Here is a 22,083-nt window from a genome sequence, read left to right as displayed (position 1 = left end):
CCCCAGAGCAGGCAGCGGCTTGACCTTTTCGTCACCGAAGGCCGGTGTCAGAAATTCGACCATTGCTTCTGAGTGGCTCTGCCGCCATCTCCAAATCTGGCGATCGTTTGCTTCGGGAACAGGATCGAACTTGAGCAACTTGAGGATCTCTGCAGGGCTCTCTTCGACCTTGTCTTCCAGAACGACCGAGAGCCGTTCGAAGCTCGCGAAATCGATGTCTCCAGTTTGCGCTAACTCTTCGTGGTCCATGCGCACCCCGAGGTCACCCTGATAAAGGCTGTAGGCTGATGTCCCCACGAGCGTGCCTCCAAGCCGGAACACCCCTGCCCGAGAAAAGGCGAGAAGTAACGATCCGGTTTCGCGATCGGTCGTGATGAAGCCCTCGGCCCGGAGCGTCTTCGCAAGCCTGGTCATCCGCTTCCGGCGCATGTCCGTCTCGGCCTTCAAAGCTTCGGCGCGTTCAAGGCGTGTGCGTAGCTCCGGTTTGTCTTCGCCGAGGTACCTGCTCACCATCTCGGTCCCGATCCGGAAGCGCTCGTAAAGATAGGTTCGTCCGTTGCGCCGTCGCTCCTCGATGGTGCCAATCAGGCTAGAGGCCCTTTCGTCGAGGTGAAGACGCAGCAGGTCCTGGTACGCCACGATGGCCGGTCGACTGTGAGCAACGATTTCCATACTTCTCCGTTCTTTGTGTGCATCAAATTATATATTGCTGCACACACCGAATCAATGTGCATCAAGAAAATTACTGATACACACATCCCGTTCCTCGGACGGCATGCTGTTACGCCCGTGTCGATAGTGTGCATCTCGCCGCCTCTGTGAGTGCCCAGCGATCCCCGAGCATCGCTAGACCGCGGCCCGGAGCAAATGTCGCTCCCGGTCATTGCGAGCCCCCGAACCACTGACGCAGACACTCCCGAACGAGCCGTCCGGCAGTGTTCCTTTCTACGCCTTCTCAACACCTTCCGCACCGAGCCGCTTCAGGATGGCGCCAAGCTCGCCGTGCAGCGTTACCTCCATCTCGCCGCGCTTTGTGCCGGGAATGAGCGTCACGCGCTCGATACCCCTTCCTGCCTGATCGGGTGTTGGAGGCCATGAACGCCTGAACCTGTTCTGCTAGTCGAGAATGGTTTTTTCGCGAGCAATTCGGGCAACGCTTACTGCATCGCGTGCGCGGTCGCCGCCAAAGACCGCAGGAGGGCGCGTTCATGGGCTGCTCGGGTTGGGGAAACCGTTGGTGGCCAACCACCGGCGGCAGGAATCCCTAAAAGGCCAAGCCGAGGAGTAGAATAATTCAGAGACTTGGCACGACGAAATCGAACCTGCCAGTGCTCCGTTGATTGTCAAGCGCCATGACCAGCCGCGGGTCGAAAAGCCTGTCACCATCGTTGCGAGGATGGTCGGGGAAGTAGAGCTGCGTGGTCAACACGTCACCGCCTTTCCGTTGCACCCGGAAATGATAGTGGGCGGTGCGGAAAGAATAATGCTGCGTCAGGATCGTGTCGAAGCCCCAGCGGCCCGCCTCGTCGGTAAACTGATATGCGCGCCAGCGATAGCCGGCATTGTCATATTCTCCGCGCTCGTCCGCATGCCATATCTCCACCATCGCCTCCGGCACCGGTCGGCAGCGCGTATCGAAAACGAAGCCACGTAGGGAAAATCGTTGTTGCGATCCGGCATCGGCTGTCAGATCGCTTCTTTGCGGTGCGTTGGGCCGGAAGAAGGGGCCCTCCGTCTGCTGCGGTGTGGGTTCCGTCCCGGATTCGCACGATGGCGTGAGAGGAAGCTCCGAGACGTCAGCCCACACATGCGCCGATGAGCCGGTGAAAATCATCGCGGGCGGAGCAGCGAGCAAGGTTTGGAGAACAGTTCTGCGCGTCGGTTTCATGGCTCCCGTTCCTCAAGGGTAATATGTGAAGGCGATCCACCGGCCCGCGAAGATGGCGCCCACCCAAATCACCATCGACGAAAAAGCACTCAGTCTCATCGCCATCGACGGCGCGACGCATCTTGTTCTTGCCATGGCCAACCTGAAAACGAAGACGTTTACCAGACCCGCCGCCAGCAGCAATGCCTTGATCTGGAAAGCGGGGTCGGCAAGGTAGGTTCCGCCCCGGACGGAAAACAGCATCACGCCGGAAATTGCGGCGAGCACCAGCCCGAACGCGGCAACCGGCACGCATGTTTCCAGCCCTTCCCGCCAGAGATCTGCCTTCCACAGGCCAGCGGTTCTCAGGTCGGAGCTAATGATTGCTCCGACGAGCAAGCTAATTCCGACGATATGCGTCGCGTTGACCGTCGCATATGCGGCCGGACTGGTGCGAACGTAGCCGACCGGCGGCCAGCCGGCCATTGCATCAACGATCTCGATCAGCATTGGTCGATCATGTAGCTCATTGCTCCACTCCGGCTTTCCACCTCCCCATCCGGCAGTCGTAGCCACTGGACATTGAGCTGGTGTGGCGGCTCGCAGTTGCGGACCGCAACAGCCGCGATACGGCTCCCGCTCGCGATACGGTCACCGAGTGAGGCATATTGCGGTGTCGGAGGTAATTCGAGAATGACTGTCCGTCCGGCGATGTCATCCGGAACCGTCAGCGCTTGCGGATCGAGAAAATTCGCTGCGGGACCAAGATCGGGCGGCGGCACCGGCACGGCTAAATCGCTCGAAAGCTGAACGGTGAGTTCGGAGTGCGGGTGGCCGAAATAAGCGTCGACCACTACGCCTTCAATCCAGATAGGCGCAGCAAGAGTGTAGCGCCCATCGAAGCCGTGATGGGCATGCGCCCCGCTGGCAACGATGAGACCCAGAGCCAATGCTTTTAGGCCTGTGTTTCTCAAAAACTCGTGGGCGACCGAGCGGGCTAGAAATCTCTTTGGATGCCTCATCATTTCCTCTGGTCAGTTGCCGATCGCAAGGAACTGGTTGCGTTCAGTCCGGCAGCCTTGCTTCCGTCACCGGCAAGCCGCGTGACGGAAGCAACTCGGCACGGCGGTGCCGATCAGGCAATGCCCCCGTTAGCGTATACGACCTGGCCGTTTACCCAGTGAGCGTTTCCGCTGCACAGGAGAGAAATAACGTTGGCGATGTCCTCGGGTTGGCCGAGCCGTCCATGCGGCGTGCGCTGCACGAAGGCAGCAATCTGCTCTTCCGTCTTGCCGTCGGTGAAGAGCGTCGTGTTGACAACGCCGGGGGCGATGGCATTGACGGAGATGTTCCGCCCAGCCAGTTCCTTCGCCAATACGGTGGCATAAAGTTCCTGCGCCATTTTCGACGCAGCGTAAGGCCCGTATGTCTCGGTTCGGAACCGGGTGATGGTGGAAGAGAGGGCGAAGATCCGTCCGCCGTCGCGAACGCGCCGAGCGGCTTCGCGCAACGTGTGGAAGCTCCCGAGGATATTCACGTCGATCATGTGTCGAACATCTTCGTCCGACATTTCCGCGAAGGGCGCCAGGTTCATGACGCCGGCATTGGCAACCACGACGTCGATGCCGCCGAAGGCTTCTTCACCGGCATCGAACAGCGCTCGCACCGCCGCCGGATCCCGCACATCGGCCTGCCGCCAGATTGCCTGACTCCCGCTGGCCTCGATCTCTTGAGCGACCTCTGCCGCCAGATCCCTGTTCACCACGCAATTGACGATAACCCGATAGCCGTCGCGGCCTAGCTGTCGTGCCGTTGCCGCGCCTATTCCCCTGGACGAGCCGGTCACCAGCGCAACTCTGCCCGCGTTTTGCGGCGCCGCTCCGTCCGCCGTGGTCGCGGACTGGGCTTGGGCCATCCCTGCCATGGCGGCCGATGTGGCAAGCACACCGGCTCCGGCCAGCACCTTGCGGCGCGACACTGCGCTGGTACCCGATGCATTCTGGTCATGTGTCATTTTCGTCTCCTTTTCGGGGATTTGAGTCGGCACTGCACCGACAGGATTTCGGGCCATAGCCCCTTAGAGCTCAGTTTTGCGCCACGCTTCGTCGCGGCACCCGTGCGTTTTGCTCAGTGAGCGCCGAGCATTTCGACCGCCCTGTCGAAGTTTCCGTTTCGCTCCGCCCAGCGCAGGAAACTTACGCGTTCCACCAAGATTTCCTTGGGCGTCGGCTTGTGAAGGAAAAGTCCCATCGCCTCCTCGATAAAGGCGTCTAGAGGCATGTAGCCTTCGCGCGACGACTGTCCCGGCGTGAGCTCGGTCTGCACCGCGGGCGGTGCGAGCTCGATGACTTCGACCCTGCCCTTGAGCTGTTCGCGCATCGACACCGTATAGGAATGGATCGCCGCCTTGGTCGCGTTATAGGTCGGCGTACTGCTCATAGGCACAAAGGCAAGGCCAGAGCTCACATTCACGACCGCCGCGTCATTCTGGCTGACGAGATGATCGATCAGCGCGTTTGTTAGCCGGATCGGCGCCAGGAGATTGGTCGCGATGGTCTGTTCCGCGTCATGAAGGTCGCGCATTTGGGCCAAGTTCTCGCGCCGCATGATGCCCGCATTGTTGATCAGCACGTTGAGCGCAGGATGCCTCTCGCGCACACGCTCGGCCAATTCCGCGATCGCATCCGGATCTTCGACATCGAGTACAATCGCATGCATATCGTTCCGGCCCGCAATGGTCTCCTGAAGCGTCTCCACGTGCCGGCCAGCGACGATCACGGTGTTTCCGAGCGCGTTGAAGGACTTTGCCAACTCACGGCCGATTCCTGAGCCGCCGCCGGTAATGAGAATCGTGTTTCCTGTCGTCTTCATTTGACTTTCTCCCGACTGTCCGCGGACGGTCGCGCTTGCACATCTCTTCGTTTGGCTGCTGGCGGCTTGCGTCTGCTTCACGAGAGGGTTTACCGGGGGGCGGGCGCAGAGGCTTGCCATCGCTTGCGAAAAATTTGCCTGATCCTGCAGGGCGGGTGAAATTGCGTCGCCTGTGTGCTAGGACCAAACCGAAATGCAGGAGCAAGCCATATGAACCAGCTCAAGAAGGCCGTGCGGACCTTTGCAAGCCGCTATGCGAACAGCGACGGACTGGCACTCACGCCCGTGCCGGGGTTGCGGATGATGTGCGTCGAGACGCCGGCAGGTGACCTGCACTCGGTCTACCGGCCGCTCATATGCTTCGTGCTTCAGGGCGCCAAGCGCATGATCGTAGGGAGCGAGGAGCGCGTTTTCAGGGAAGGTCAGTCCGTCATCGTGAGCGCCGACATGCCTGTGGTCGGGCGGATCGTCGAGGCCACTCCGTACGAGCCCTATCTTGCGGTCGCCGTCGAGCTGGAAATGTCGCTCCTGCGCGAGATCTCGATACAGACGGGCAACGCCGGTGCACGGCGCTCCTCTCTGATATCGACGTTGTTCACGGAGGACACCAATGCGGCGATGCTGGATTGCGCGTTGCGCCTGTTGCGCCTTCTGGACCGCCCGGACGCGGCGGAGCTTCTGCGTCCCGGCATCATGCGGGAGCTGCACTACTGGCTCCTGTCCGGTCAACACGGGCCTGCGCTGCGCACCCTTGCCGATCCCGACAGCTATGCCGGCCGGCTAGCCTCGGCCATTGCCATTCTGAGGGCCGAGTATCGGTCGCGCATTCCCGTCGAGCGTCTGGCTGCGGCAGCGGCGATGAGCCTCACCGCATTTCACAAGCACTTCAAGATAATGACCTCGCTGACGCCGGGGCAGTATCAGAAGCGGCTGCGACTCATTGAAGCCCGGCGCCTCATGCTCGATGAAGGCTTCTCGGCAAGCAACGCGGCGTTCGAGGTAGGGTATGAGAGCGTTTCGCAATTCACCCGCGAATATGGCCGGCTGTTCAGGGCGCCACCGAAGCGGGACGCTCTGCGCGTTCGCGCCGGCGCACGGGTTCTCAGACCGTCTCAGGGTGAGGTGTTAGCCGGAGAGCTTCACTAGAGCGCAGCCAGCTCACATTCACTCGCGCTTTCGCTCCATCTCTTTCTTTCAGCCGCATTTGTGCGGCCGCTAGCGATAGCCAACACCATGTTCGGGCCAAAGCCGACCGGCGTGTTTGCGGTGGCTATAACGGCGACGCCTCCCGTTGCAGCACCCGCGCCATCTCGGCCAGTCCGGAGACAAGGGTACCCCGAAGACCGAACATGCGCGCTCGAAGCTGGCGGCGGGTTTGGCCGTCCATCTGCCGGGCATCGATCCGTCGCCCGCGCGCGGGTTCGCGCAGGCGATTGATCATGGCCTGCGAGAAGTCGATCGGAGTGACGACCGCGCTTTTCTCCTCGGCTACGAGCGCCAGTGCGCCTGGCCCGGTGCAACGCCAGGAGGGTGACGCCTGGCGTGATCTCGGCGAACGCGACCGCATCGGCGCAGAAGAGCGCGGTGAACGGCTCGGCGCCGGCGACGTAGCCGCCAACACTCTCTTCCCAGTAGTCGCGGCTCTGAAGTGCGGGAGTCCTCGTCCACCTCAATCTACCCGGCATGGAATTCCCCGGATGATTCACGCGCCAGCCCCCACTCTCCAGCTTGTCGGGGCCTCTCCAGGAGGTTGCATCCGTGGCGTAGTAAGCTGATGTATCATATCGTGCGCCGCGGGCGAGGTGGGCGACGGCACGGCGGACAACATTGGAGAAGGCTCACGTGGCTTTGGCGGTTGGCGCGAGGGGGCGGGTCTGCCGCCGCCCACCGGCATATTGGCGCGGCGAGCAGCCCATCACCCGCTTGAACGCCGTGCCGAATGCGCTTTCGGATTCATAGCCAACCGACAAGGCGATGCGGGACACGGGATCGCCCGAATTCTCCAGCCGGTCCGCGGCGAGCAGCATCCGCCAGCGAGTCAGATACTCCATCGGTGTTTCGCCGACCGTCTCCTTGAAACGGGCCGCGAAGCTGGACCGCGACATGAAGGCGCGCTCGGCCAGGCCCCGCAGCGTCCAGCGATGCGCAGGATCCTCGTGCATCGCGCCTATGGCGGCGCTCATCTGCCTGTCCGCCAGCGCATAGAACCAGCCCACACCCGCCGCCGGCCCCTCCGCCAGGTGAACCCGTAGCGCCTGGATCAGCATCATATGCGCGAGATGCTGCGCGATGAGTGAGCCGCCCGGCTCCCCTTCGTGCAGCTCGCGCATCATCTGCTCCACCGACCAGCGCAGCGCCGCCTGGTCCGGCTTCTTCTGGATGTGCACAATCGGGGGCAGCGTCCGCAGCAGGCTCGCGGCAGGCACGCCAGAGATGGCGAAACGGCTTCCGGCGAGGAAGAAATCCCCGCCCTCATTATAGGCCACGACGCCGCCCGGCCTGGCTGGCGGGAACACCGTGTCCGCCTCGGCGGGCGCCAGCGCAAGATTGCTGGCCAGCAGGAACGGGCGCCCGCTGGGGAGCACGAAGCAATCGCCGGCCCTGAGGCGCACGGCCTGCGGCACGTCATCCACCGCGAGCCAGCATTCGCCGGTGATCACCGCATAGCATTTGATGCGCCCATGCTGGTCGGAGAAGCGGATCGACCAATCGCCGCCGGCATCGAGACCGGCCGACACATAGCTGCGCGGCTTCAGTAGCGACAGGACGTCGGAGAGTGGGTCCATGACATTCCTGGACGATTGAGAGAGATTTTCGGACTGTACGGCATAGATCGTCCCGTTTCCATGGCCTATCTCGTCATTGGTCGCGGCAGGCGCGGCCGGTCCCCGAAATCAGCGAGAGAAGCGAAAATGATCGTCATCACCGCCCCTACCGGCCAGATCGGACGCCAGTTGCTCGATACTATAGTCCGGAGCGGCGTGCCGGTCCGCGTGATCGCGCGCGACCCCTCGCGCCTTCCTGGGTGGATGGCCGGCCGCGTCGAGGTCGTGCAGGGGTCGCATGGCGACGGACCAGTCATGGCCCGCGCGCTGGAAGGCGCCGACGCCTTGTTCTGGCTTGTGCCGCCCGATCCGGCCGCGACGAGCCTCGAAGCGGCCTATGTCGACTTTACACGCCCCGCCTGCGAGGCGATTAGGAATTGCGGCGTGCGCCGCGTGGTCGGCGTCTCGGCGCTGGGCCGGGGCACGCCGCAGGCCCGCATGGCCGGGCTCGTCACCGCGTCGCTGGCTATGGACGACCTGATCGCCGCCACGGGCGCCGGCTACCGCTCGCTCGCCATGCCTTCGTTCATGGACAATCTTCTCCGCCAGGCCGCGTCCATAAGCGAGCAAGGAGTCTTCTCTCTGCCGCTCGATGGCGACCGCAAGTTCCCGACCTGCGCCACGCGCGACATCGCCGCCGTTGCGGCGGACCTGTTGCTCGATCCCTCCTGGGGTGGGCGCGCCGACGTGCCGGTACTCGGCCCCGAGGACCTGTCATGCAATGACATGGCGACGATTATGTCGGACGTTCTGGAAAGGCTGATCCGGTTCGAGCCGATGTCGCTCGAAAGCTTCAAGGCCGCGCTGGCGGCGCAAGGAATGTCGGCCGCTTTCATCGAGGGCTATGCCGACATGTATGTCGCCAAAAATGACGGCCTAGACAATGCCGAGTTGCGGACCAGCGCGAACAGCACGCCCACCAGCTTTCGGTCATGGTGTGACGAGGTGTTGAAGCCTGCCATCGTCCAACCGGCGGTGCGTTGAAGGCCGAGGGGCGATCCCGGTTCGAGCCGGTCATGGCAGTGCGCGAGAAAGCGATCGGCGACTCTATCCGAACTGAATCACGATAGGCGTCAATTGGCTGGCCGGCTTCGATTTCGACATCGAGGCAATCGCCCGCATCCCTCAGCCTGGCTGGTCGGCCAAGGGATGCGGGCGCTGCCGCGGGCGGCCTATTCCGCGGGCTCGACGACGGCGATGCCGTCGAGCTCCGCAACCGCATCTTCCGGCAGAACGAGCGACGCGGCTGCGGCATTCTCGCGCAGATGAGCGACCGACGAGGTGCCGGGGATCAACAGGATGTTCGGCGACCGCTGCAGCAGCCAGGCGAGCGCGACCTGCATCGCGGTCGCCTCCAACCGTTCGGCGACCCGGGACAGCGTTGCCGACTGCAGTGGGCTGAAGCCGCCCAGCGGGAAGAAAGGCACATAGGCAATGCCCTCTTCGGCCAGAATATCAACCATCGCATCATCGCCGCGATGGGCGAGGTTGTATTGGTTCTGCACGCAGACGACCTCCACGATTTGGCGGGCTTCCTTGACCTGCGCGGCTGTCACGTTGCTAAGGCCGATATGGCGGACGACGCCTTCCCGCTGCAGCTCGGCGAGCACCGCCAGCTGGGGCTCGACGGGACCTTCCGCAGGCCCGTGGCCCTCGTCGCCCCAGAATCGCATGTTGACGGCATCGAGTGCGTCGAGGCCGAGGTTGCGCAGATTGTCATGCACTGCCCGGCGCAGCTCGTCGGGAGTCGCGGCGGGGAGCCACGAGCCGTCCTCGCCCCGCCTCGCGCCGACCTTCGTGACGATGACGAGTTCGTCCGGATAGGGCGACAGCGCCTCGCGGATCAGCTGGTTTACGATGTGCGGGCCGTAGAAGTCGCTCGTGTCGATATGGTTGACGCCGAGCGCCGCGGCTTCGCGCAGTACCGCAAAAGCCGCGTCCGGGTCCTTGGGCGGCCCGAACACGCCGGGTCCGGCAAGCTGCATGGCGCCGTAACCGAGCCGCTTCACGGTGCGGCTGCCCAGCTTGAAAGTTCCTGCCTGGTCGATGGTCTGCATATCGGCCTCCTTTTTCTGGCCACCCATTTAGATGTTGCCCACTGCGCCGATAATCCGCCATTATCTGCACGGGCTGTGCGGATAGGCAAACAATGCAGGTGGACCTCGGCGACCTGAACGCCTTCCTTGCCGTGGCGCGAGCCGCCGGCTTCCGCGGTGCTGCGCGCACCAGCGGCACGAGCGCCTCGAGTCTCAGCGAAGCGGTGCGGCGGCTGGAAGCGCGACTGGGCGTTCGCCTGCTCCATCGCACCACACGCAGCGTCGCTCCGACCGAAGCGGGCGCCCGACTGATCGAGCGGCTGGCGCCGGCGCTGGGCGAAGTGGAGGCGGCGATCGAGGTGGTGAACGCCTTCCGCGATCGCCCGGCGGGCACGCTCCGACTTAACGTCCCTGTCGTCGCAGTCCGGCTCGTGCTGCCGGCGATCCTGCCCGGCTTCATGGCCATCTATCCCGACATCAAGGTGGACGTCCTTGTCGAAGAGGGTTTCGTCGATGTGCTCGCCTCGGGCTGCGATGCGGGCATCCGCTACGAGGAGAAGCTGGAGCAGGACATGATCGCCGTGCCGATCGGGCCACGGGTCCAGCGGTTCGCCACCGCCGCGGCGCCGGCCTATCTCGATCGATACGGTCGTCCTGAGCATCCGCGCGACCTGCTCGGCCACGCCTGCCTGACTGGCCGCTTCGCCAGCGGCGCGACGACGACCCCGTGGGAGTTCGAGCGGAATGGCGAGGTGGTGCGCGTCGAGGTGCAGGGCCCGCTGGTGGTGACCGTCGGGGCCGGTGTCGATCTTGCGGTCGACATGGCTGTCGCGGGCGCGGGGATCATCCACCTGTTTGAAGGCTGGCTGCGCCCGCTTCTCGATAGCGGCGCGCTGGACCCCGTGCTGCAGGACTGGTGGCAGCCGTTTTCCGGACCATTCCTCTATTACTCCGGCCGCCGCCTGGTCCCTCCGCCGCTCCGCGCCTTCCTGGATTTCATCAAGACAGGCGGGGCCAGCACGTGAAGAGGCCATCGCCGCGTGGCGTGGTTGCTTGCCTAGCGCACTGACCAGCGCTGCCGCTGCTGGTCACGACTGGCGGTAGTCGCCGCCACGCTCGGCACGGGCTAAGGCATTGATGGCACCATCCCCGAGAACACCAGCTTCCGTCAATGACGCGAAGATTTGCTGAAGCCGGCAACCGAATGATCGTGGCGTCGCGGGCTCCGGGTCAGGGTTCGGCCCGCGCGTCGTAGCGTCGCTGAGCTTCCTCGATGTCGTCCAGATGGTTGATTGCCCAGTCGTAGACTGTGCCGAACGGAACCTGGAGCGTGCGCCCCAAGTCGGTAATTGCATATTCTACGGCGACCGGCGAGGTGGCCAGCACCTTGCGCGATATCAGGCCATTGCGTTCGAGCCGCCGCAGCGACTGCGTCAGCGCCTTGTGCGTGATCCCTTCCAACCGGCGCATGAACGCGTTGAAGCGCGTTGGGCGTTCGGCGAGGATGGTCAGGATCATGACCGACCATTTGTTGGCCACTTGGTCAAAGAACGAACGGGCCGCGCAATCCGCGAAATAGACGATGTCGACATCCGCAGGCCGGGTCCTCGGCATGGCAATATCCTCGCTCATATCTAGGCACCGCAAGGTGCGTAATTGACCCTAGATATCAACGGTATATCTGAACGCCTTCAGGCGATCAATTCCGCCCGGCGTCGCCCTGGCTCGTCGGGGGTGAAACGCAAAGGAGGCGCTCATGGCAAAGAGAAGTTTCGAGCTAACACGGCGTGGCTTGCTGGGATTAATGGGGGCATCGACGGCAACCGCCGCGCTCGGCCCGGTGGCCAGCGCCGCCTTCCCGACGCCGCCCGGCGGTCGCGCCGCACAGCTGTTCCATACCGACGTCGGGAGCGGTCCCGACGTCATGCTGCTCCACGGCTGGACGTGCGATTCGCACGACTGGAGCTGGCAGCTGCCGGTGCTGGAGAGCAAATACCGCGTGGTGGCTCCCGATCTGCGCGGACATGGCAGGTCCGAAATCATGCCCCCGGGCGCCTATTCCCCTGCCGACTATGTCGCGGACATCGAGGCGTTGATTGTAGCGAGCCACCGGGGACGGAAGTTCGTCCTCGTCGGGCATTCGATGGGGGCGCAGATTGCCGCGAGGCTCGCCGCGAAACGGCCCGACCTGGTCCGCGGCGTGGTATCGATCGACGGCGCGCTGGGTTTCGATGCAGCGGCGGCGCGCCTGTTCGGCAAGGTTGCCCGGGACCTCGCAGCTGGCGACCCCGCCAGGGTCGTGCCCGGCTTTTCGAGTCGGTCTACGATCGCAACACTGACCCAGGCTTCAAGCGCTGGCACGCGCGGCGCGTCCAGAGCATGCCCCAGCACGTCGTGCGCGAGACCTTTGGCCCGCTCTTCCTGGGGCCAGATCAGGTTGGCACCGGGGAGGCGAGCGCCGGATTCTGTCGGCAGCTGGCGGTCCCATTCTATCATCTGTGTAGGGACCCTGGCCAAGCCGACCGCATGCGGCCCTTGTTCTCGCATTCCAACTCCAAGGTCGAGGCCTGGACGGGCGCCGGGCACTGGATCATGCTCGACCGGAAAGACGAAGTGAATGCCGCGATGACGGCGTGGATCGACACGCTCTAGCGGCAACCGAGCGCCGGTTTCGACCTCACCGCTGGCACGTCGCGAACGGCATCCTGCTCGCGCACGATCCGCCGCCCGACCAGCCGCCGAACCGGCGCTCAACCTAATTGCCGTCCCGGCAGTCCGGTATTCTATTACGAACTGAATCAGTTCGCGCGATACAGGATCATCCCGCCGTGATGCAGCACGTCGTCGATGAACGTCCCGTCGGCGGTGAAGCCGGTATCGTCCCAGTAGAAGATCTGATTGCCGCGCACCTCGTAGCGGCCCTGATAGCGGCCGTTGGGGAGCAGGTTGTGGCGCACCCGCGGTCGGCGGTCTTCCACATGCCGACATAGGGGTGCGCCTGCCGCTCGGCGAACGGGTCCGTCTCACGGGTCATCTCTGCTTCTCCTTTCGAAATGCCGGTGACTGGCACGCCGGCGACGAACGCTAGGACGCATGGCAGAAGACGGTTCATGGCGCCGGCTTCCGTCGGCCGGCAGGCGCGGCGCGGCGTTCGGCGAACAGCTCGGAAAGTGCCTGCGACGCCGCAATCGCCCTTGGAAAGCCGGCAGTGACCGTCGTCAGGTAGACGATCTCCTTCAGCTCTTCCTCGCTTGTCCCAAGATTGAGGGCATAGCCGGCGTGTACCTTCATGAACGCAGGCTCGCCCATTGCGGCGAAGGCAGCGACAGCGGCGAGTTGCCGAGTCCGGCTGTCGAGTCCCGGGCGCGACCAGACCTCGCCCAGCGCATAGCCCTGGGTCACGTCAGCAAGGAATGGGAACTGCTGCCGCATGCGCTCGAGCACCGGCTGCGGGGCGCCGTTGTTCAGTTCCCGCAGCACGGCATCGCCGCGCCGCTGCCGCTCTTCGGCCGATTGGCTTGCGCGGTTGCGGGAAGCGCCGCGAGCAGCAGCATGGCCGCGGCAGTATGGAGGTGAAGACGGGGTCTCATCGCCGCCTCACATCGTTGCCGTCGGACGCACAACGATCTCGTTGACGTCGACGTCCTCGGGCTGCTCAATCGCGTAGCGAACCGCCCGGGCAATCGCATCGGGCCTGAGGGCGATGGCACGATAGGTGCGCATCAGCTCCGCAGCGGCCGGATCGGTGATCGTGTCGGCCAGCTCGCTTTCCACCACGCCCGGATGAATGCAGGTGACGCGGATCTTATTGTGCTCCTGCCGCAGGGCGTCCGATATCGCCCGCACCGCAAATTTCGTCGCGCAATGGACGGCGGCAGTGGGAGAGACCGTCAAGGCGCCGATCGATGCGATGTTGATGATTGGCCCGCTCCTCGCGCCGTCATTGGGGCACCACGGCGGCGATGCCGTAGAGCACGCCCTTGATGTTGACGTCGACCATCCGGTCCCACTCGTCGACTTTGAGCGCGGTCATCAACGAGAGCGGCATGACGCCAGCGTTGTTGACGATTACGTCAACGCGCCCGAAGGCTTCGCGCGCCGCCTCCGAAAAGGCGGAGACGTCGTCCCGGTCGGTGACGTCTTGGCTCCGCGTCAGCACTTCGCCGCCTTCCTCGCGGACCTCTTGGGCCAGCGCCTCCAGTCCATCGGTGCAGTGTGCGCCGAGCATGAGCTTTGCGCCGGCCTTGCCGAGTTCACGCGCGATGCGGCGCCTATCCCGCTCGATGCGCCGGGAATGAGGATCACCTTGTCCATGGTTCGTCTCCTTTGCTGAACCGCGTCACGGCGGTTGCGAAAGAGATAGACCTGCCAAAGCGATAAGCCGCTCATTCCTTTACAATATGGTAAGTTTTACTAACCAATGCAGCCCGATCTCAACGCCCTTGCCGTGTTCGCCCTGGTGGCCGAGGAACGGAGCTTCCGCGCCGCAGCCGACCGGCTCGGCGTCACTCGCTCGGCGGCCAGCCAGACAATAAGCCGGCTGGAGGAGACGCTGGGCATCGCGCTCCTCCGGCGCACCACGCGCAGCGTCAGCCTGACCGAAGAGGGGGCGCTGCTTCATGCAGAACAGCCCGGCGATTGCGGATATGCGCGCCGCGGTCGAGGCGACCGGAAGCTTCAAGGAGCGCCCGCGCGGGCAACTGCGGCTGGCGGTTTCGTCGATCGCCGAGCGCTTCCTGTCGGGGCCCTTCCTGGCGAGCTTCGCCGAGGCCAATCCCGAGGTCCAGCTCGACATCAACGTGACCGACGAGGAATCTGACATCGTCGCCGAGGGCTACGACGCCGGCGTCCGCCTGGGCGAAGTGATCGAGCAGGGCATGATCGCCGTGCCGATCGCCGGGGACGAACGCCAGCTCCCGGTCTGCTCGCCCACCTATCGGGATCGCTTCGGCCTGCCTTCGCATCCACGCGAGCTCGCCGCTCACCGCTGCATCGGCTGGCGGCCGGCACCCAGGTCTGCGCCTTACCGCAGGGAAGTCGCCGAGGCCGGCAAGGCGTTCAGCGTTGCGGTCGCCCCGAGATCAACCACCAACGACATGGCGCTTATGATCAAACTGGCCGTCGCCGGTGCCGGCATCACCTTCGGCATGGAAGAAAGCTTCGCTCCCGCGATCGCCCGCGGGGCTCATGCCGGTGCTGGAGGACTATTGCCCCTCCTTCGCCGGCTTCTAGCTCTACTACCCCAGCCGCAGGAACGTCGCTCCCAAGTTGCGCGCGCTGATCGAGCACGTGCGACGGCGGGAGGCTTAGCTTCGGTGGACGGGCATGCGCCGGTCAGTTTCCGGCCGGGGCGACCAATTGCGGCGCAGGCTGCATTCGCTGCTTCGCTGCCTTCATGTCGCGCGCCGGTGGCATGCCGAACATGCGGCCGTATTCGCGCGTGAACTGCGATACGCTCTCGTAGCCCACGGTATAGGCCGCGTTGCTGATCAGCTCGCCCTCGGACAGCATCAGGCGGCGCGCCTCGATCAGCCTGAGCTGCTTCTGGAACTGAAGCGGGGTCAGCGAGGTGATCGCCCGGAAATGCTCGTGGAAGGAGGATACGCTCATGCCCGCGGCGTCCGCCAGTTGCTCCACTCCGAGCGGCTTGGCGAAACTCTCGCGAATGAGCGCCACCGCGCGCGCGATGCGATGCGCGCGGCTGTCGGTCACGCCGAGATTGCGGATGTCTCCGCCGTGCCGGCCTGAAAGCAGCCAGAAATGCAACTCCCGGATAAACTGCGCCCGCAGGATGGGGACCGCGACCGGGCGGTCGAGGAGCCGCATCAACCGCAGAGCGGCGTCGGCAACTTCCGCTTCGGTTGGATCAACACGGACCGTCGCGCCGGTGGCAGGCGGCGCGGGCCCCATTTCGACAAGTAGGCTCTGGATCACCGAGGGATCAAGATCGATGACCACGGAAAAATAGGGAACACTGATATTTGCCCGCGTGATCTGGCTGACCGTCGGCACGTCCGCAGTGATCAGGAGCGACTCACCGGCACCAAAGTCAAATGTATTGCTGCCCACCAGCACCCTTTTGGTTCCCTGCAGCACCATGGCAACCAGGGGATTGTTGATGGCATATTGCAGTTCCGTCGGCGCGACCTGACGAATGAACGTCAGGCCAGGAATGGGCGTGACGGCAATGCCGTTCTCGTCGGCATGTGCCTCCGTGTAGCGACGCACGATATCGAGCAGCGTGTGAGCCATGCACAAAGCGTAATCCACATCGGCTGACGTCTCAATGACAAGCCGAGGAATGGGCAAGAACTCGCGACTTTTGAGCAAACTCCGACCGGCGCCTGAAGGCATAAAGGGTGGGCAAACAGCAGGAGGCCCGTCCCATGAGCAGCGAGTTCTACCTTCTCGTCAACGGCAGCAGCCGCCCCGGCTCGACTGGCGAAAGCGAGCCCGTCCTCAACCCGGCGACGGGCGAGAGCATCGGCCGGGTCGCCTATGCCTCGGCCGAAGACCTGGATGAGATCGTCGCCACCGCAGCCCGCGGCATTCGCGAATGGCGGGCAGTGACTCCATGGGAGCGCGGCCGCACCCTGAAAAGGGCCGCGGACATCCTGCGCGCCGACGTGGAGGCGGTGGCGCGCTCGCTGACGCTAGAGCAGGGCAAGCCGCTCGGCCAGGCCAGGATCGAGGTCGAGCGGTCGGCCGATTTCCTCGAATGGGGCGGTGAGCAGGCCCGGCGCATTGCGGACCGCGTGGTGCCCGGCCGTGTACCAGGCAGCCGGATCGAGGTCCAGAACCATCCCATCGGCGTGGTGGCGGCCTTCACACCGTGGAATTTCCCGATGGCGCTCGCCTCCAAGAAGTTCGCCGGTGCGCTCGGCGCGGGCTGCGCGATCATCTGCAAGCCCTCGCAGGAGACGCCCGCCTCTGTGCTGGCGATGGCAAGGGCGTTGCTGGAAGCGGGGGTAACGCCCGCCGCCATTGCGGTGATTTTCGGCCACGCCGGCCCGATCTCTGACCACCTCATTGCCGCGCCTGAAGTCGCCAAGGTCACCTTCACGGGCTCCATCCCGATCGGCAAGCGGCTCGCCGCTGCGGCGGGCGCCATGATCAAGCCGGTCACGATGGAGCTCGGCGGCCACGCCCCTGTGATCGTGTGCGGCGACGTCGATCCCGAGCAGGCGGCGGACGTGCTGGCGCGCGCGAAGTTCACCAACGCCGGCCAGATCTGCCTCTGCCCATCGCGCTTCTTCGTCGAGGAGAGCATCCGCGAGCGCTTTACTGCCCGCTTCGTCGCACAGGCCAGAGCATTGCGCGTCGGCGACGGGATGGACCCGGCGACGCAGATGGGGCCGCTCGCCAACGCGCGCCGGCTCGAGGCAATCACGCGGCTGGTCGAGGATGCAAAAGAGCGTGGCGCGTCCGTCCTCGCCGGTGGCGAGCGCGTTGGCAATCGCGGCTTCTTCTACGCACCGACCGTGCTTGCAGACGTGCCCGACGAGGCTGCGATCCTCCACGAAGAGCCGTTTGGTCCGGTCGCGCCGATCCTGCCGTTCACCGACGAGACGGAAGTGCTCGAAAAGGCGAACGGGCTCGAGTTTGGCCTCGCTTCCTACGTCTTCACCAACGACGCCCGTCGGCAGCGCCGGCTCACCGATGCGCTGGAGTATGGTGTCGTCGGCGTGAACGGCCCGCTGACCCATTATCCGGAGGCTGCGCTCGGCGGCTGGAAGGAAAGCGGCATCGACACGGAAGGAGGGATCGAGATCCTCGACCCCTATCACCGAATCAAGCACGTCAACATTTACTAGCGCGGGCGGCGCTGGCCGCCGCGCCCGCATCGCGACGCGAAGGGTATTGGCATGGACGAGAATCTGCCGCTGTCCTTCATTGCGGCGCCGGCAATCCTGACCAATGCCTGCGCGATCCTGCAGAACGGCGCGACCATGCGCTATAATCTCGCCATCGCGCAGTGGCGCGATTTTAGAGCCTCACTAGCCGGGCGCGACGATCGTTTGTCGCTGGAATATACCGATCCCGCGACGGCGGTGAGGCTCGCCGAGCGGCGGATTCGTCTGCAGCTCGTCAGCCTAAACCTCCTCAACGCCGCGGTCGCGCTGTACGCCGCGGCCACGGTCCTGGGACTCGTCGGCACGCTCCTTGCTGAGGCGCGGTATTTCCCGGCCGCTTCGGTAGTAAGCCAGGCGATGATGGCCGCGGGCGGCACCGGCCTGCTGTTCCTGCTCGCCGCGACCGGGTCGATCTTCTTCGAAAGTGCCTGCGGGAGGGCGATGCTCGGCCTACACCTGCAGCCTGCCGGTGCCCTCTCCAAAGTAGCTCGAGACATGGAGCTCAGCCATGACACCTGAATCCATCTACCCGCTAACCCCTATCGACTCGCCGCTGTTCGGTGCGAGCTTTGTCGATGCGCAGATGCGCGAGGTCTTCGATGCCAGGTCCTTCGTGCAGCGCTGTGTTGAAGTCGAAATCGCACTGGCCCGGGCCGAAGCGCGCATTGGCGTCATCCCAGACACGGCCGCCGACGGCATTGCTGCGGCTGCCCAGGCCTTTCGCTTCGATTGGGAGCGGCTGCGCCGTGAAACCGAAATCGTCGGCTATCCTATCCTTCCGATCGTGGAGCAGCTCGCCGACGCCGCCGGCGAGGCGGGGCGCTACCTGCACTGGGGGGCGACCACGCAGGACATCATGGATACTGCGACCGTCCTGCAGATGCGCGCGGCGATCGGGATCGTCGAAGTCCGGCTCGCCGAGATAATCGAGGCGCTCCGCCGCCTGGCGAAGCTTCATCGCGATACGCCGATGGCGGGGCGCACACACCTCCAGCACGCGCTGCCGATCACCTTCGGCTACAAGGCAGCAGTCTGGCTTTCGGCGATGGAGCGCCATCGGGAGCGAATCGCACAGATCAGGCCGCGCGTCCTTGTGGTCGAGTTCTCCGGCGCTTCCGGGACCCTGGCATCGCTCGGCGACCGGGGATTGGACGTACAGGCGGAGCTCGCCGACGAACTCGGCCTTGGCGTGCCGTCGATCACCTGGCATTCGTGCAGGGACGGCTTCGCCGAAGCGGTCCAGATCCTAGGCCTCGTGACGGGAAGTCTCGCCAAGATCGCGACCGACATCTCGATCATGATGATGACCGAAATCGGCGAAGTCGCGGAGCCTTTCGTCCGGCACCGCGGCGCCTCCAGCACCATGCCGCAGAAGCGCAATCCCGTTTCCTGCGAGCTGATCATCGCCGCGGCAAAGATGGTGCGCCAGCATGCGGGGCTCATGCTCGACGCCATGGCGCATGACTTCGAGCGCGCGACCGGGCCGTGGCACCTCGAATGGGCGGCGGTGCCGGAGAGCTTCGCGCTCGCATCGGGCGCGCTGGCGCAGGCCTCGTTCATGTTGTCCGCGCTGGAGGTCCATCCCGATCGCATGCACCAGAATCTTGCCGTGTCACAAGGTCTCATCGTCGCGGAGGCGGTGATGATGGCGCTAGCACCGATCACCGGCCGCCAGGCGGCCCACGACCTGGTCTATGCCGGATGCCGGGAAGCCGTGGAAACCGGAAAGCCGCTCTTCGATCTCCTAACGAGAGTGCAGGATGTCGCGACGCCGCTGGGGCTGGCGAGGCTTCGGGAACTGACTGATCCGGCCAACTATCTCGGCTCGGCGCAGGCAATGGTGGACCGGGTGCTCGGCACACCGCATCGCGAGCCCGCGTAGAAACAGGCAAGAATAGCCGACTATCCGGCAACACTGGCCGGGCCCGATCGCCGAAAGTGCCGGTGAGCACGACGCTCACCGAGTAAGGAGCCACAAATGACCACTATTTCGATCGTCACTGGCGGCAGCCGCGGTCTGGGCCGCAACACCGCCATCAGCGTCGCTCGCCACGGCGGCGACATCATCCTCACCTATCGCAGCGGCGTCGAGGGCGCGCAGGCCGTCGTGTCCGAGATCGAAGGCATGGGCCGCAAGGCGGTCGCGCTGCAGCTCGATGTCGGCGACGCCGCCGCTTTTCCGGCGTTCGCCGAAAGCGTTCGCTCGGCGCTCCGGTCCTGGGGGCGCGACAGCTTCGATCACCTCGTCAACAACGCCGGCCACGGCGAGATGGCCGCCTTTGCGGAGACGACCGAGGCGCAGTTCGACCTGTTGTTCAATGTTCACGTCAAGGGCGTGTTCTTTCTCACGCAGGCGCTCCTGCCGCTGCTCGCCGACGGGGGGCGCATCGTGAACTTCTCGACGGGTCTGACCCGCGTCTCCTATCCGGGCTTCTCGGCCTATTCCGCCGCCAAGGGCGCGGTCGAGATCCTGACGCTCTACATGGCTAAGGAACTGGGCAGCCGTGGCATCACCGCGAACACGATCGCGCCGGGTGCGATCGAGACCGACTTCCTCGGCGGCGCGGTGCGCGACACGCCGGAATATAACGAGGCGTTCGCAAATATGATTGCACTCGGCCGCGTCGGCGTGCCCGACGACATTGGCCCTGCGGTTGCTAGCCTGCTCGGCCCCGACAACCGCTGGATCACCGCGCAGCGGATCGAAGTGTCTGGCGGCCAGAACATCTGATCCGGCCAGCCCTCACTGGCTGAAGCCCGGATCGTGGAGGGCCGCTGCATCCCGACGCAGCGGCCTCCATTCCCGTTCAATCGGAGATTCACATCCCCAAGATCATCATCCACGCTCTCGACGTGCGTTCCGATGCCCGGTGCAAAGGGCGGAGTATCAGGCAAAGATCGGCGACCATCGGGCAACATCGGAGCAGGGTTTTGTGGCGACATTGCTTTCGCCGCCGGAAGAACCCCGGGGGAGCAACGGAACCGAGGAGAAGAATGATGACCAATAATATCCTGATCGTCCTTTCCGCAGCGGACAAGTGGACGCGCGCGGACGGCTCCATTTACGAATCCGGCGTGTGGGCCGAGGAATTCGTCGCGATCGATGAGAAGCTGATCGAGGCGGGCTTCCAGGTCGACCTCGCGAGCCCGGGTGGTGTGGCTCCCACGATGGACAAGAAGAGTCTCGATCCCAGCTTCGTGGGCGAGGAGCTCGCCGATCGTATGCGCAGCTATCTGGCGAGCAATGCCGAGCGCATAGAGAAGCCGCTGGTCCTGGGCGATATCGACGTGAGCCGCTACGACGCTATCGTCGTCCCCGGCGGGCACGGACCGGTCGAAGACCTCTACAAGGATCCGGACATGGCGCGCGTGCTGGTCGCGGCTGATCGCGAGAACAAGGTCATCGCGGCGGTCTGTCATGGCCCTGCGGCGCTGCTGGCGACCAGAGACGAGAATGGCAAATGGCCGTTCGCCGGACGCCGGATGACTTCGCTCACGGACGAGGAGGAGATTGAGTTCGGGACTGCGGACAACGCACCCTGGCTGCTCGCCGACACGCTGCGCAAGTCTGGCGCGGTGTTCGAGCAGGGGCCGAACTGGGGGGTCTATGTGGTCACCGACGGCAACCTCCTGACAGGTCAGAATCCCGCATCGTCAGCCCCGCTGGCGGACGCGGTCATCGCCGCGCTTCTAGAGCGCTCGTATTGAGCACCGCGCGAGCGGTTAGCAGCGGACGTCGAAACGGTCTATAAGAGCGCTGTAGGAAGCAGAGTGCGTCGAGGCGCGATGATGGCCGGAGATCCGGATACTGCTGACACTGCGCGCAATGCCATCTCGGTGGTCGCCGAGATGGAACGCATTCTCGACACGCCTCCAGATCTCGTTCCTAGGATGCTTCGTGGCGACACGCTCCTCACGCGCCGCTGGCGTCACGGAGCGCTGCATGACACGCTGCCTGCGATGCGCGGCCATGTGGTGATGACGTATTACTCGCAGCCACAGGAGATCACGTGGCAGTCGGGCCGGCAGCGGGCAGCTTCCACGACGCGGCCTGGCACCATCACCCTCATTCCCGACGGCGCCGATGGACGCTGGGACATTTCCGGCGGCATTGAAGTGTCGCATGTCTATCTCACCCCTGAGCGGCTGCAATCGTGCGCCGACCCGCTGACGGACGGCAAGCCGGTCGAGTTGCTGGGGCGGGTAGGGTTCGATGACCCCACATCCGCGCGGGTCCTTGAGCTTCTAGCCCGCGAGGCGGCGGCTGACGACACCTCCTCCCGGCTCTTTGTAGAGCAGGGGCTGGACCTTCTCTGCACCCAGCTCATTCGCGGCCACTCAACCTTCCAAACGCTCGAACCGGCAGCGCCGCGGCGCGGGTTGGCGGACTGGCAGGTCCGCCGCGTGACCGCCTACATGCGGGACAACCTTGCCGAGGAGATCGGTCTCAACGAGCTGGCCGCGATCGTCGGCCTGAGCCGGTATCATTTCTGCACGGCCTTCCGCCTCGCGACTGGCCAGACACCACACGAGTGGCTGACGCGTGAACGCATCGAGCGTGCTCGCGCGATGCTGGCGGTATCGGCCACGGCCTCGGTCACCGAAGTCGCGCTCGCCGTCGGCTACGGCAC

Annotated in this window: 22 protein-coding genes and 3 pseudogenes; 12 read left to right on the top strand and 13 right to left on the bottom strand. The window is 64.5% G+C overall.

Annotated features, from left to right (window positions below):
- The 6 genes from RIN79_RS20725 to RIN79_RS20700 all read right to left on the bottom strand — a co-directional run.
- A partial coding sequence (locus RIN79_RS20725) for a GSU2403 family nucleotidyltransferase fold protein (protein WP_309086604.1) occupies positions 1-672 on the bottom strand: 672 nt, incomplete at its 3' end.
- A gap of 622 nt (positions 673-1,294) precedes the next feature.
- Positions 1,295-1,834: a catechol 1,2-dioxygenase gene (locus tag RIN79_RS20720; RefSeq protein ID WP_309086606.1), complete on the bottom strand. Its 540-nt coding sequence runs from the start codon at positions 1,832-1,834 to the stop codon at positions 1,295-1,297.
- A gap of 66 nt (positions 1,835-1,900) precedes the next feature.
- Complete coding sequence (locus RIN79_RS20715; RefSeq protein ID WP_309086603.1) at positions 1,901-2,377, bottom strand: DUF6644 family protein; 477 nt, start codon at positions 2,375-2,377, stop codon at positions 1,901-1,903.
- Positions 2,371-2,892, bottom strand: coding sequence for a hypothetical protein (locus RIN79_RS20710; protein ID WP_309086602.1), 522 nt, complete (start codon positions 2,890-2,892; stop codon positions 2,371-2,373). The genes RIN79_RS20715 and RIN79_RS20710 overlap by 7 nt, the downstream gene beginning before the upstream one ends.
- A 110-nt stretch (positions 2,893-3,002) precedes the next feature.
- A complete protein-coding gene (locus RIN79_RS20705) occupies positions 3,003-3,881 on the bottom strand; it encodes an SDR family oxidoreductase (protein WP_309086601.1) in 879 nt (292 codons plus the stop codon).
- 113 nt (positions 3,882-3,994) lie between these two features.
- Positions 3,995-4,738 (bottom strand): SDR family oxidoreductase, encoded by a 744-nt coding sequence (locus RIN79_RS20700; RefSeq protein WP_309086600.1) that lies wholly within the window; start codon positions 4,736-4,738, stop codon positions 3,995-3,997.
- Positions 4,739-4,948: 210 nt separating this feature from the next.
- On the opposite strand from RIN79_RS20700, the gene RIN79_RS20695 reads away from it, so the two are divergent.
- Positions 4,949-5,884: an AraC family transcriptional regulator gene (locus tag RIN79_RS20695; RefSeq protein WP_309086599.1), complete on the top strand. Its 936-nt coding sequence runs from the start codon at positions 4,949-4,951 to the stop codon at positions 5,882-5,884.
- Between the two features lie 692 nt (positions 5,885-6,576).
- On the opposite strand, the gene RIN79_RS20690 is transcribed toward RIN79_RS20695, so the two are convergent.
- On the bottom strand, positions 6,577-7,524 hold the full coding sequence (locus RIN79_RS20690; RefSeq protein WP_309086598.1) for an AraC family transcriptional regulator: 948 nt from the start codon (positions 7,522-7,524) through the stop codon (positions 6,577-6,579).
- A gap of 126 nt (positions 7,525-7,650) precedes the next feature.
- Between RIN79_RS20690 and RIN79_RS20685 the strand changes: the two genes are divergently transcribed.
- A complete protein-coding gene (locus RIN79_RS20685) occupies positions 7,651-8,547 on the top strand; it encodes an NAD(P)H-binding protein (RefSeq protein ID WP_309086597.1) in 897 nt (298 codons plus the stop codon).
- A 188-nt stretch (positions 8,548-8,735) separates the two neighbouring features.
- Here RIN79_RS20685 and RIN79_RS20680 read toward each other — a convergent pair whose 3' ends face one another.
- The gene (locus tag RIN79_RS20680; protein ID WP_309086596.1) at positions 8,736-9,620 is read right to left on the bottom strand and encodes an aldo/keto reductase family oxidoreductase; all 885 of its coding nucleotides are present in this window, start codon (positions 9,618-9,620) and stop codon (positions 8,736-8,738) included.
- Positions 9,621-9,712: 92 nt separating this feature from the next.
- Between RIN79_RS20680 and RIN79_RS20675 the strand changes: the two genes are divergently transcribed.
- Positions 9,713-10,624 carry a LysR substrate-binding domain-containing protein gene (locus RIN79_RS20675; RefSeq protein WP_309086595.1) on the top strand — a complete coding sequence of 304 codons (912 nt, stop codon included), beginning with the start codon at positions 9,713-9,715 and terminating at the stop codon, positions 10,622-10,624.
- Positions 10,625-10,829: 205 nt separating this feature from the next.
- Here the strand turns inward: RIN79_RS20675 and RIN79_RS20670 are convergent, their stop codons facing one another.
- Positions 10,830-11,231 (bottom strand): helix-turn-helix domain-containing protein, encoded by a 402-nt coding sequence (locus RIN79_RS20670; protein WP_309086594.1) that lies wholly within the window; start codon positions 11,229-11,231, stop codon positions 10,830-10,832.
- A 124-nt stretch (positions 11,232-11,355) separates the two neighbouring features.
- Here RIN79_RS20670 and RIN79_RS21645 point away from each other — a divergent pair.
- Both RIN79_RS21645 and RIN79_RS20665 read left to right on the top strand, forming a co-directional pair.
- Positions 11,356-11,904, top strand: a pseudogene (locus tag RIN79_RS21645) (alpha/beta fold hydrolase); the annotation flags it as partial.
- Positions 11,905-12,125: 221 nt separating this feature from the next.
- The gene (locus RIN79_RS20665) at positions 12,126-12,251 is read left to right on the top strand and encodes a hypothetical protein (RefSeq protein WP_309086593.1); all 126 of its coding nucleotides are present in this window, start codon (positions 12,126-12,128) and stop codon (positions 12,249-12,251) included.
- A 146-nt stretch (positions 12,252-12,397) separates the two neighbouring features.
- On the opposite strand, the gene RIN79_RS20660 is transcribed toward RIN79_RS20665, so the two are convergent.
- The 3 genes and pseudogenes from RIN79_RS20660 to RIN79_RS20650 all read right to left on the bottom strand — a co-directional run bounded on the left by RIN79_RS20660 (position 12,398) and on the right by RIN79_RS20650 (position 13,827).
- Positions 12,398-12,556: an Atu4866 domain-containing protein gene (locus RIN79_RS20660; protein WP_375165990.1), complete on the bottom strand. Its 159-nt coding sequence runs from the start codon at positions 12,554-12,556 to the stop codon at positions 12,398-12,400.
- A 151-nt stretch (positions 12,557-12,707) separates the two neighbouring features.
- Positions 12,708-13,079, bottom strand: coding sequence for a carboxymuconolactone decarboxylase family protein (locus tag RIN79_RS20655; RefSeq protein ID WP_309086592.1), 372 nt, complete (start codon positions 13,077-13,079; stop codon positions 12,708-12,710).
- 117 nt (positions 13,080-13,196) lie between these two features.
- Positions 13,197-13,827 (bottom strand): annotated as a pseudogene (locus RIN79_RS20650) (SDR family oxidoreductase).
- Between the two features lie 192 nt (positions 13,828-14,019).
- Here RIN79_RS20650 and RIN79_RS20640 point away from each other — a divergent pair.
- Positions 14,020-14,909 (top strand): annotated as a pseudogene (locus RIN79_RS20640) (LysR family transcriptional regulator).
- Between the two features lie 24 nt (positions 14,910-14,933).
- Here the strand turns inward: RIN79_RS20640 and RIN79_RS20635 are convergent.
- Positions 14,934-15,851: an AraC family transcriptional regulator gene (locus tag RIN79_RS20635; protein ID WP_309086605.1), complete on the bottom strand. Its 918-nt coding sequence runs from the start codon at positions 15,849-15,851 to the stop codon at positions 14,934-14,936.
- Between the two features lie 134 nt (positions 15,852-15,985).
- On the opposite strand from RIN79_RS20635, the gene RIN79_RS20630 reads away from it, so the two are divergent.
- The 6 genes from RIN79_RS20630 to RIN79_RS20605 all read left to right on the top strand — a co-directional run.
- The gene (locus RIN79_RS20630; protein ID WP_309086590.1) at positions 15,986-17,413 is read left to right on the top strand and encodes an NAD-dependent succinate-semialdehyde dehydrogenase; all 1,428 of its coding nucleotides are present in this window, start codon (positions 15,986-15,988) and stop codon (positions 17,411-17,413) included.
- 51 nt (positions 17,414-17,464) lie between these two features.
- Positions 17,465-17,971 carry a hypothetical protein gene (locus tag RIN79_RS20625; protein ID WP_309086589.1) on the top strand — a complete coding sequence of 169 codons (507 nt, stop codon included), beginning with the start codon at positions 17,465-17,467 and terminating at the stop codon, positions 17,969-17,971.
- Positions 17,961-19,334, top strand: a complete 1,374-nt coding sequence (gene pcaB / locus RIN79_RS20620; RefSeq protein ID WP_309086588.1) for a 3-carboxy-cis,cis-muconate cycloisomerase — start codon at positions 17,961-17,963, stop codon at positions 19,332-19,334. Before RIN79_RS20625 ends, pcaB begins: the two co-directional genes overlap by 11 nt.
- A 96-nt stretch (positions 19,335-19,430) precedes the next feature.
- A complete protein-coding gene (locus RIN79_RS20615; RefSeq protein WP_309086587.1) occupies positions 19,431-20,183 on the top strand; it encodes an SDR family oxidoreductase in 753 nt (250 codons plus the stop codon).
- Positions 20,184-20,446: 263 nt separating this feature from the next.
- Positions 20,447-21,160 (top strand): type 1 glutamine amidotransferase domain-containing protein, encoded by a 714-nt coding sequence (locus RIN79_RS20610; RefSeq protein ID WP_309086586.1) that lies wholly within the window; start codon positions 20,447-20,449, stop codon positions 21,158-21,160.
- Positions 21,161-21,238: 78 nt separating this feature from the next.
- The coding region (locus RIN79_RS20605) for an AraC family transcriptional regulator (RefSeq protein WP_309086585.1) at positions 21,239-22,083 on the top strand (845 nt) is incomplete at its 3' end.

Origin of the sequence: Chelativorans sp. (assembly GCF_031180965.1) — a bacterium.
Lineage (GTDB): Bacteria > Pseudomonadota > Alphaproteobacteria > Rhizobiales > Rhizobiaceae > Chelativorans.
This window is presented reverse-complemented; position numbering and strand designations above follow the sequence as displayed.

What these genes read in the sequence shown, in the direction of transcription:
- RIN79_RS20675 (WP_309086595.1), top strand. Translation starts at nt 9,713, where the DNA reads ATGCAGGTGGACCTCGGCGACCTGAACGCCTTCCTTGCCGTGGCGCGA.
- RIN79_RS20685 (WP_309086597.1), top strand. Translation starts at nt 7,651, where the DNA reads ATGATCGTCATCACCGCCCCTACCGGCCAGATCGGACGCCAGTTGCTC.
- RIN79_RS20710 (WP_309086602.1), bottom strand. Translation starts at nt 2,892, where the DNA reads ATGATGAGGCATCCAAAGAGATTTCTAGCCCGCTCGGTCGCCCACGAG.
- RIN79_RS20615 (WP_309086587.1), top strand. Translation starts at nt 19,431, where the DNA reads ATGACCACTATTTCGATCGTCACTGGCGGCAGCCGCGGTCTGGGCCGC.
- RIN79_RS20720 (WP_309086606.1), bottom strand. Translation starts at nt 1,834, where the DNA reads ATGATTTTCACCGGCTCATCGGCGCATGTGTGGGCTGACGTCTCGGAG.
- RIN79_RS20705 (WP_309086601.1), bottom strand. Translation starts at nt 3,881, where the DNA reads ATGACACATGACCAGAATGCATCGGGTACCAGCGCAGTGTCGCGCCGC.
- RIN79_RS20610 (WP_309086586.1), top strand. Translation starts at nt 20,447, where the DNA reads ATGATGACCAATAATATCCTGATCGTCCTTTCCGCAGCGGACAAGTGG.
- RIN79_RS20635 (WP_309086605.1), bottom strand. Translation starts at nt 15,851, where the DNA reads ATGGCTCACACGCTGCTCGATATCGTGCGTCGCTACACGGAGGCACAT.
- RIN79_RS20670 (WP_309086594.1), bottom strand. Translation starts at nt 11,231, where the DNA reads ATGAGCGAGGATATTGCCATGCCGAGGACCCGGCCTGCGGATGTCGAC.
- RIN79_RS20625 (WP_309086589.1), top strand. Translation starts at nt 17,465, where the DNA reads ATGGACGAGAATCTGCCGCTGTCCTTCATTGCGGCGCCGGCAATCCTG.
- RIN79_RS20665 (WP_309086593.1), top strand. Translation starts at nt 12,126, where the DNA reads ATGCGGCCCTTGTTCTCGCATTCCAACTCCAAGGTCGAGGCCTGGACG.
- RIN79_RS20700 (WP_309086600.1), bottom strand. Translation starts at nt 4,738, where the DNA reads ATGAAGACGACAGGAAACACGATTCTCATTACCGGCGGCGGCTCAGGA.
- RIN79_RS20680 (WP_309086596.1), bottom strand. Translation starts at nt 9,620, where the DNA reads ATGCAGACCATCGACCAGGCAGGAACTTTCAAGCTGGGCAGCCGCACC.
- RIN79_RS20695 (WP_309086599.1), top strand. Translation starts at nt 4,949, where the DNA reads ATGAACCAGCTCAAGAAGGCCGTGCGGACCTTTGCAAGCCGCTATGCG.
- RIN79_RS20630 (WP_309086590.1), top strand. Translation starts at nt 15,986, where the DNA reads ATGAGCAGCGAGTTCTACCTTCTCGTCAACGGCAGCAGCCGCCCCGGC.
- RIN79_RS20715 (WP_309086603.1), bottom strand. Translation starts at nt 2,377, where the DNA reads ATGCTGATCGAGATCGTTGATGCAATGGCCGGCTGGCCGCCGGTCGGC.
- pcaB (WP_309086588.1), top strand. Translation starts at nt 17,961, where the DNA reads ATGACACCTGAATCCATCTACCCGCTAACCCCTATCGACTCGCCGCTG.
- RIN79_RS20690 (WP_309086598.1), bottom strand. Translation starts at nt 7,524, where the DNA reads ATGGACCCACTCTCCGACGTCCTGTCGCTACTGAAGCCGCGCAGCTAT.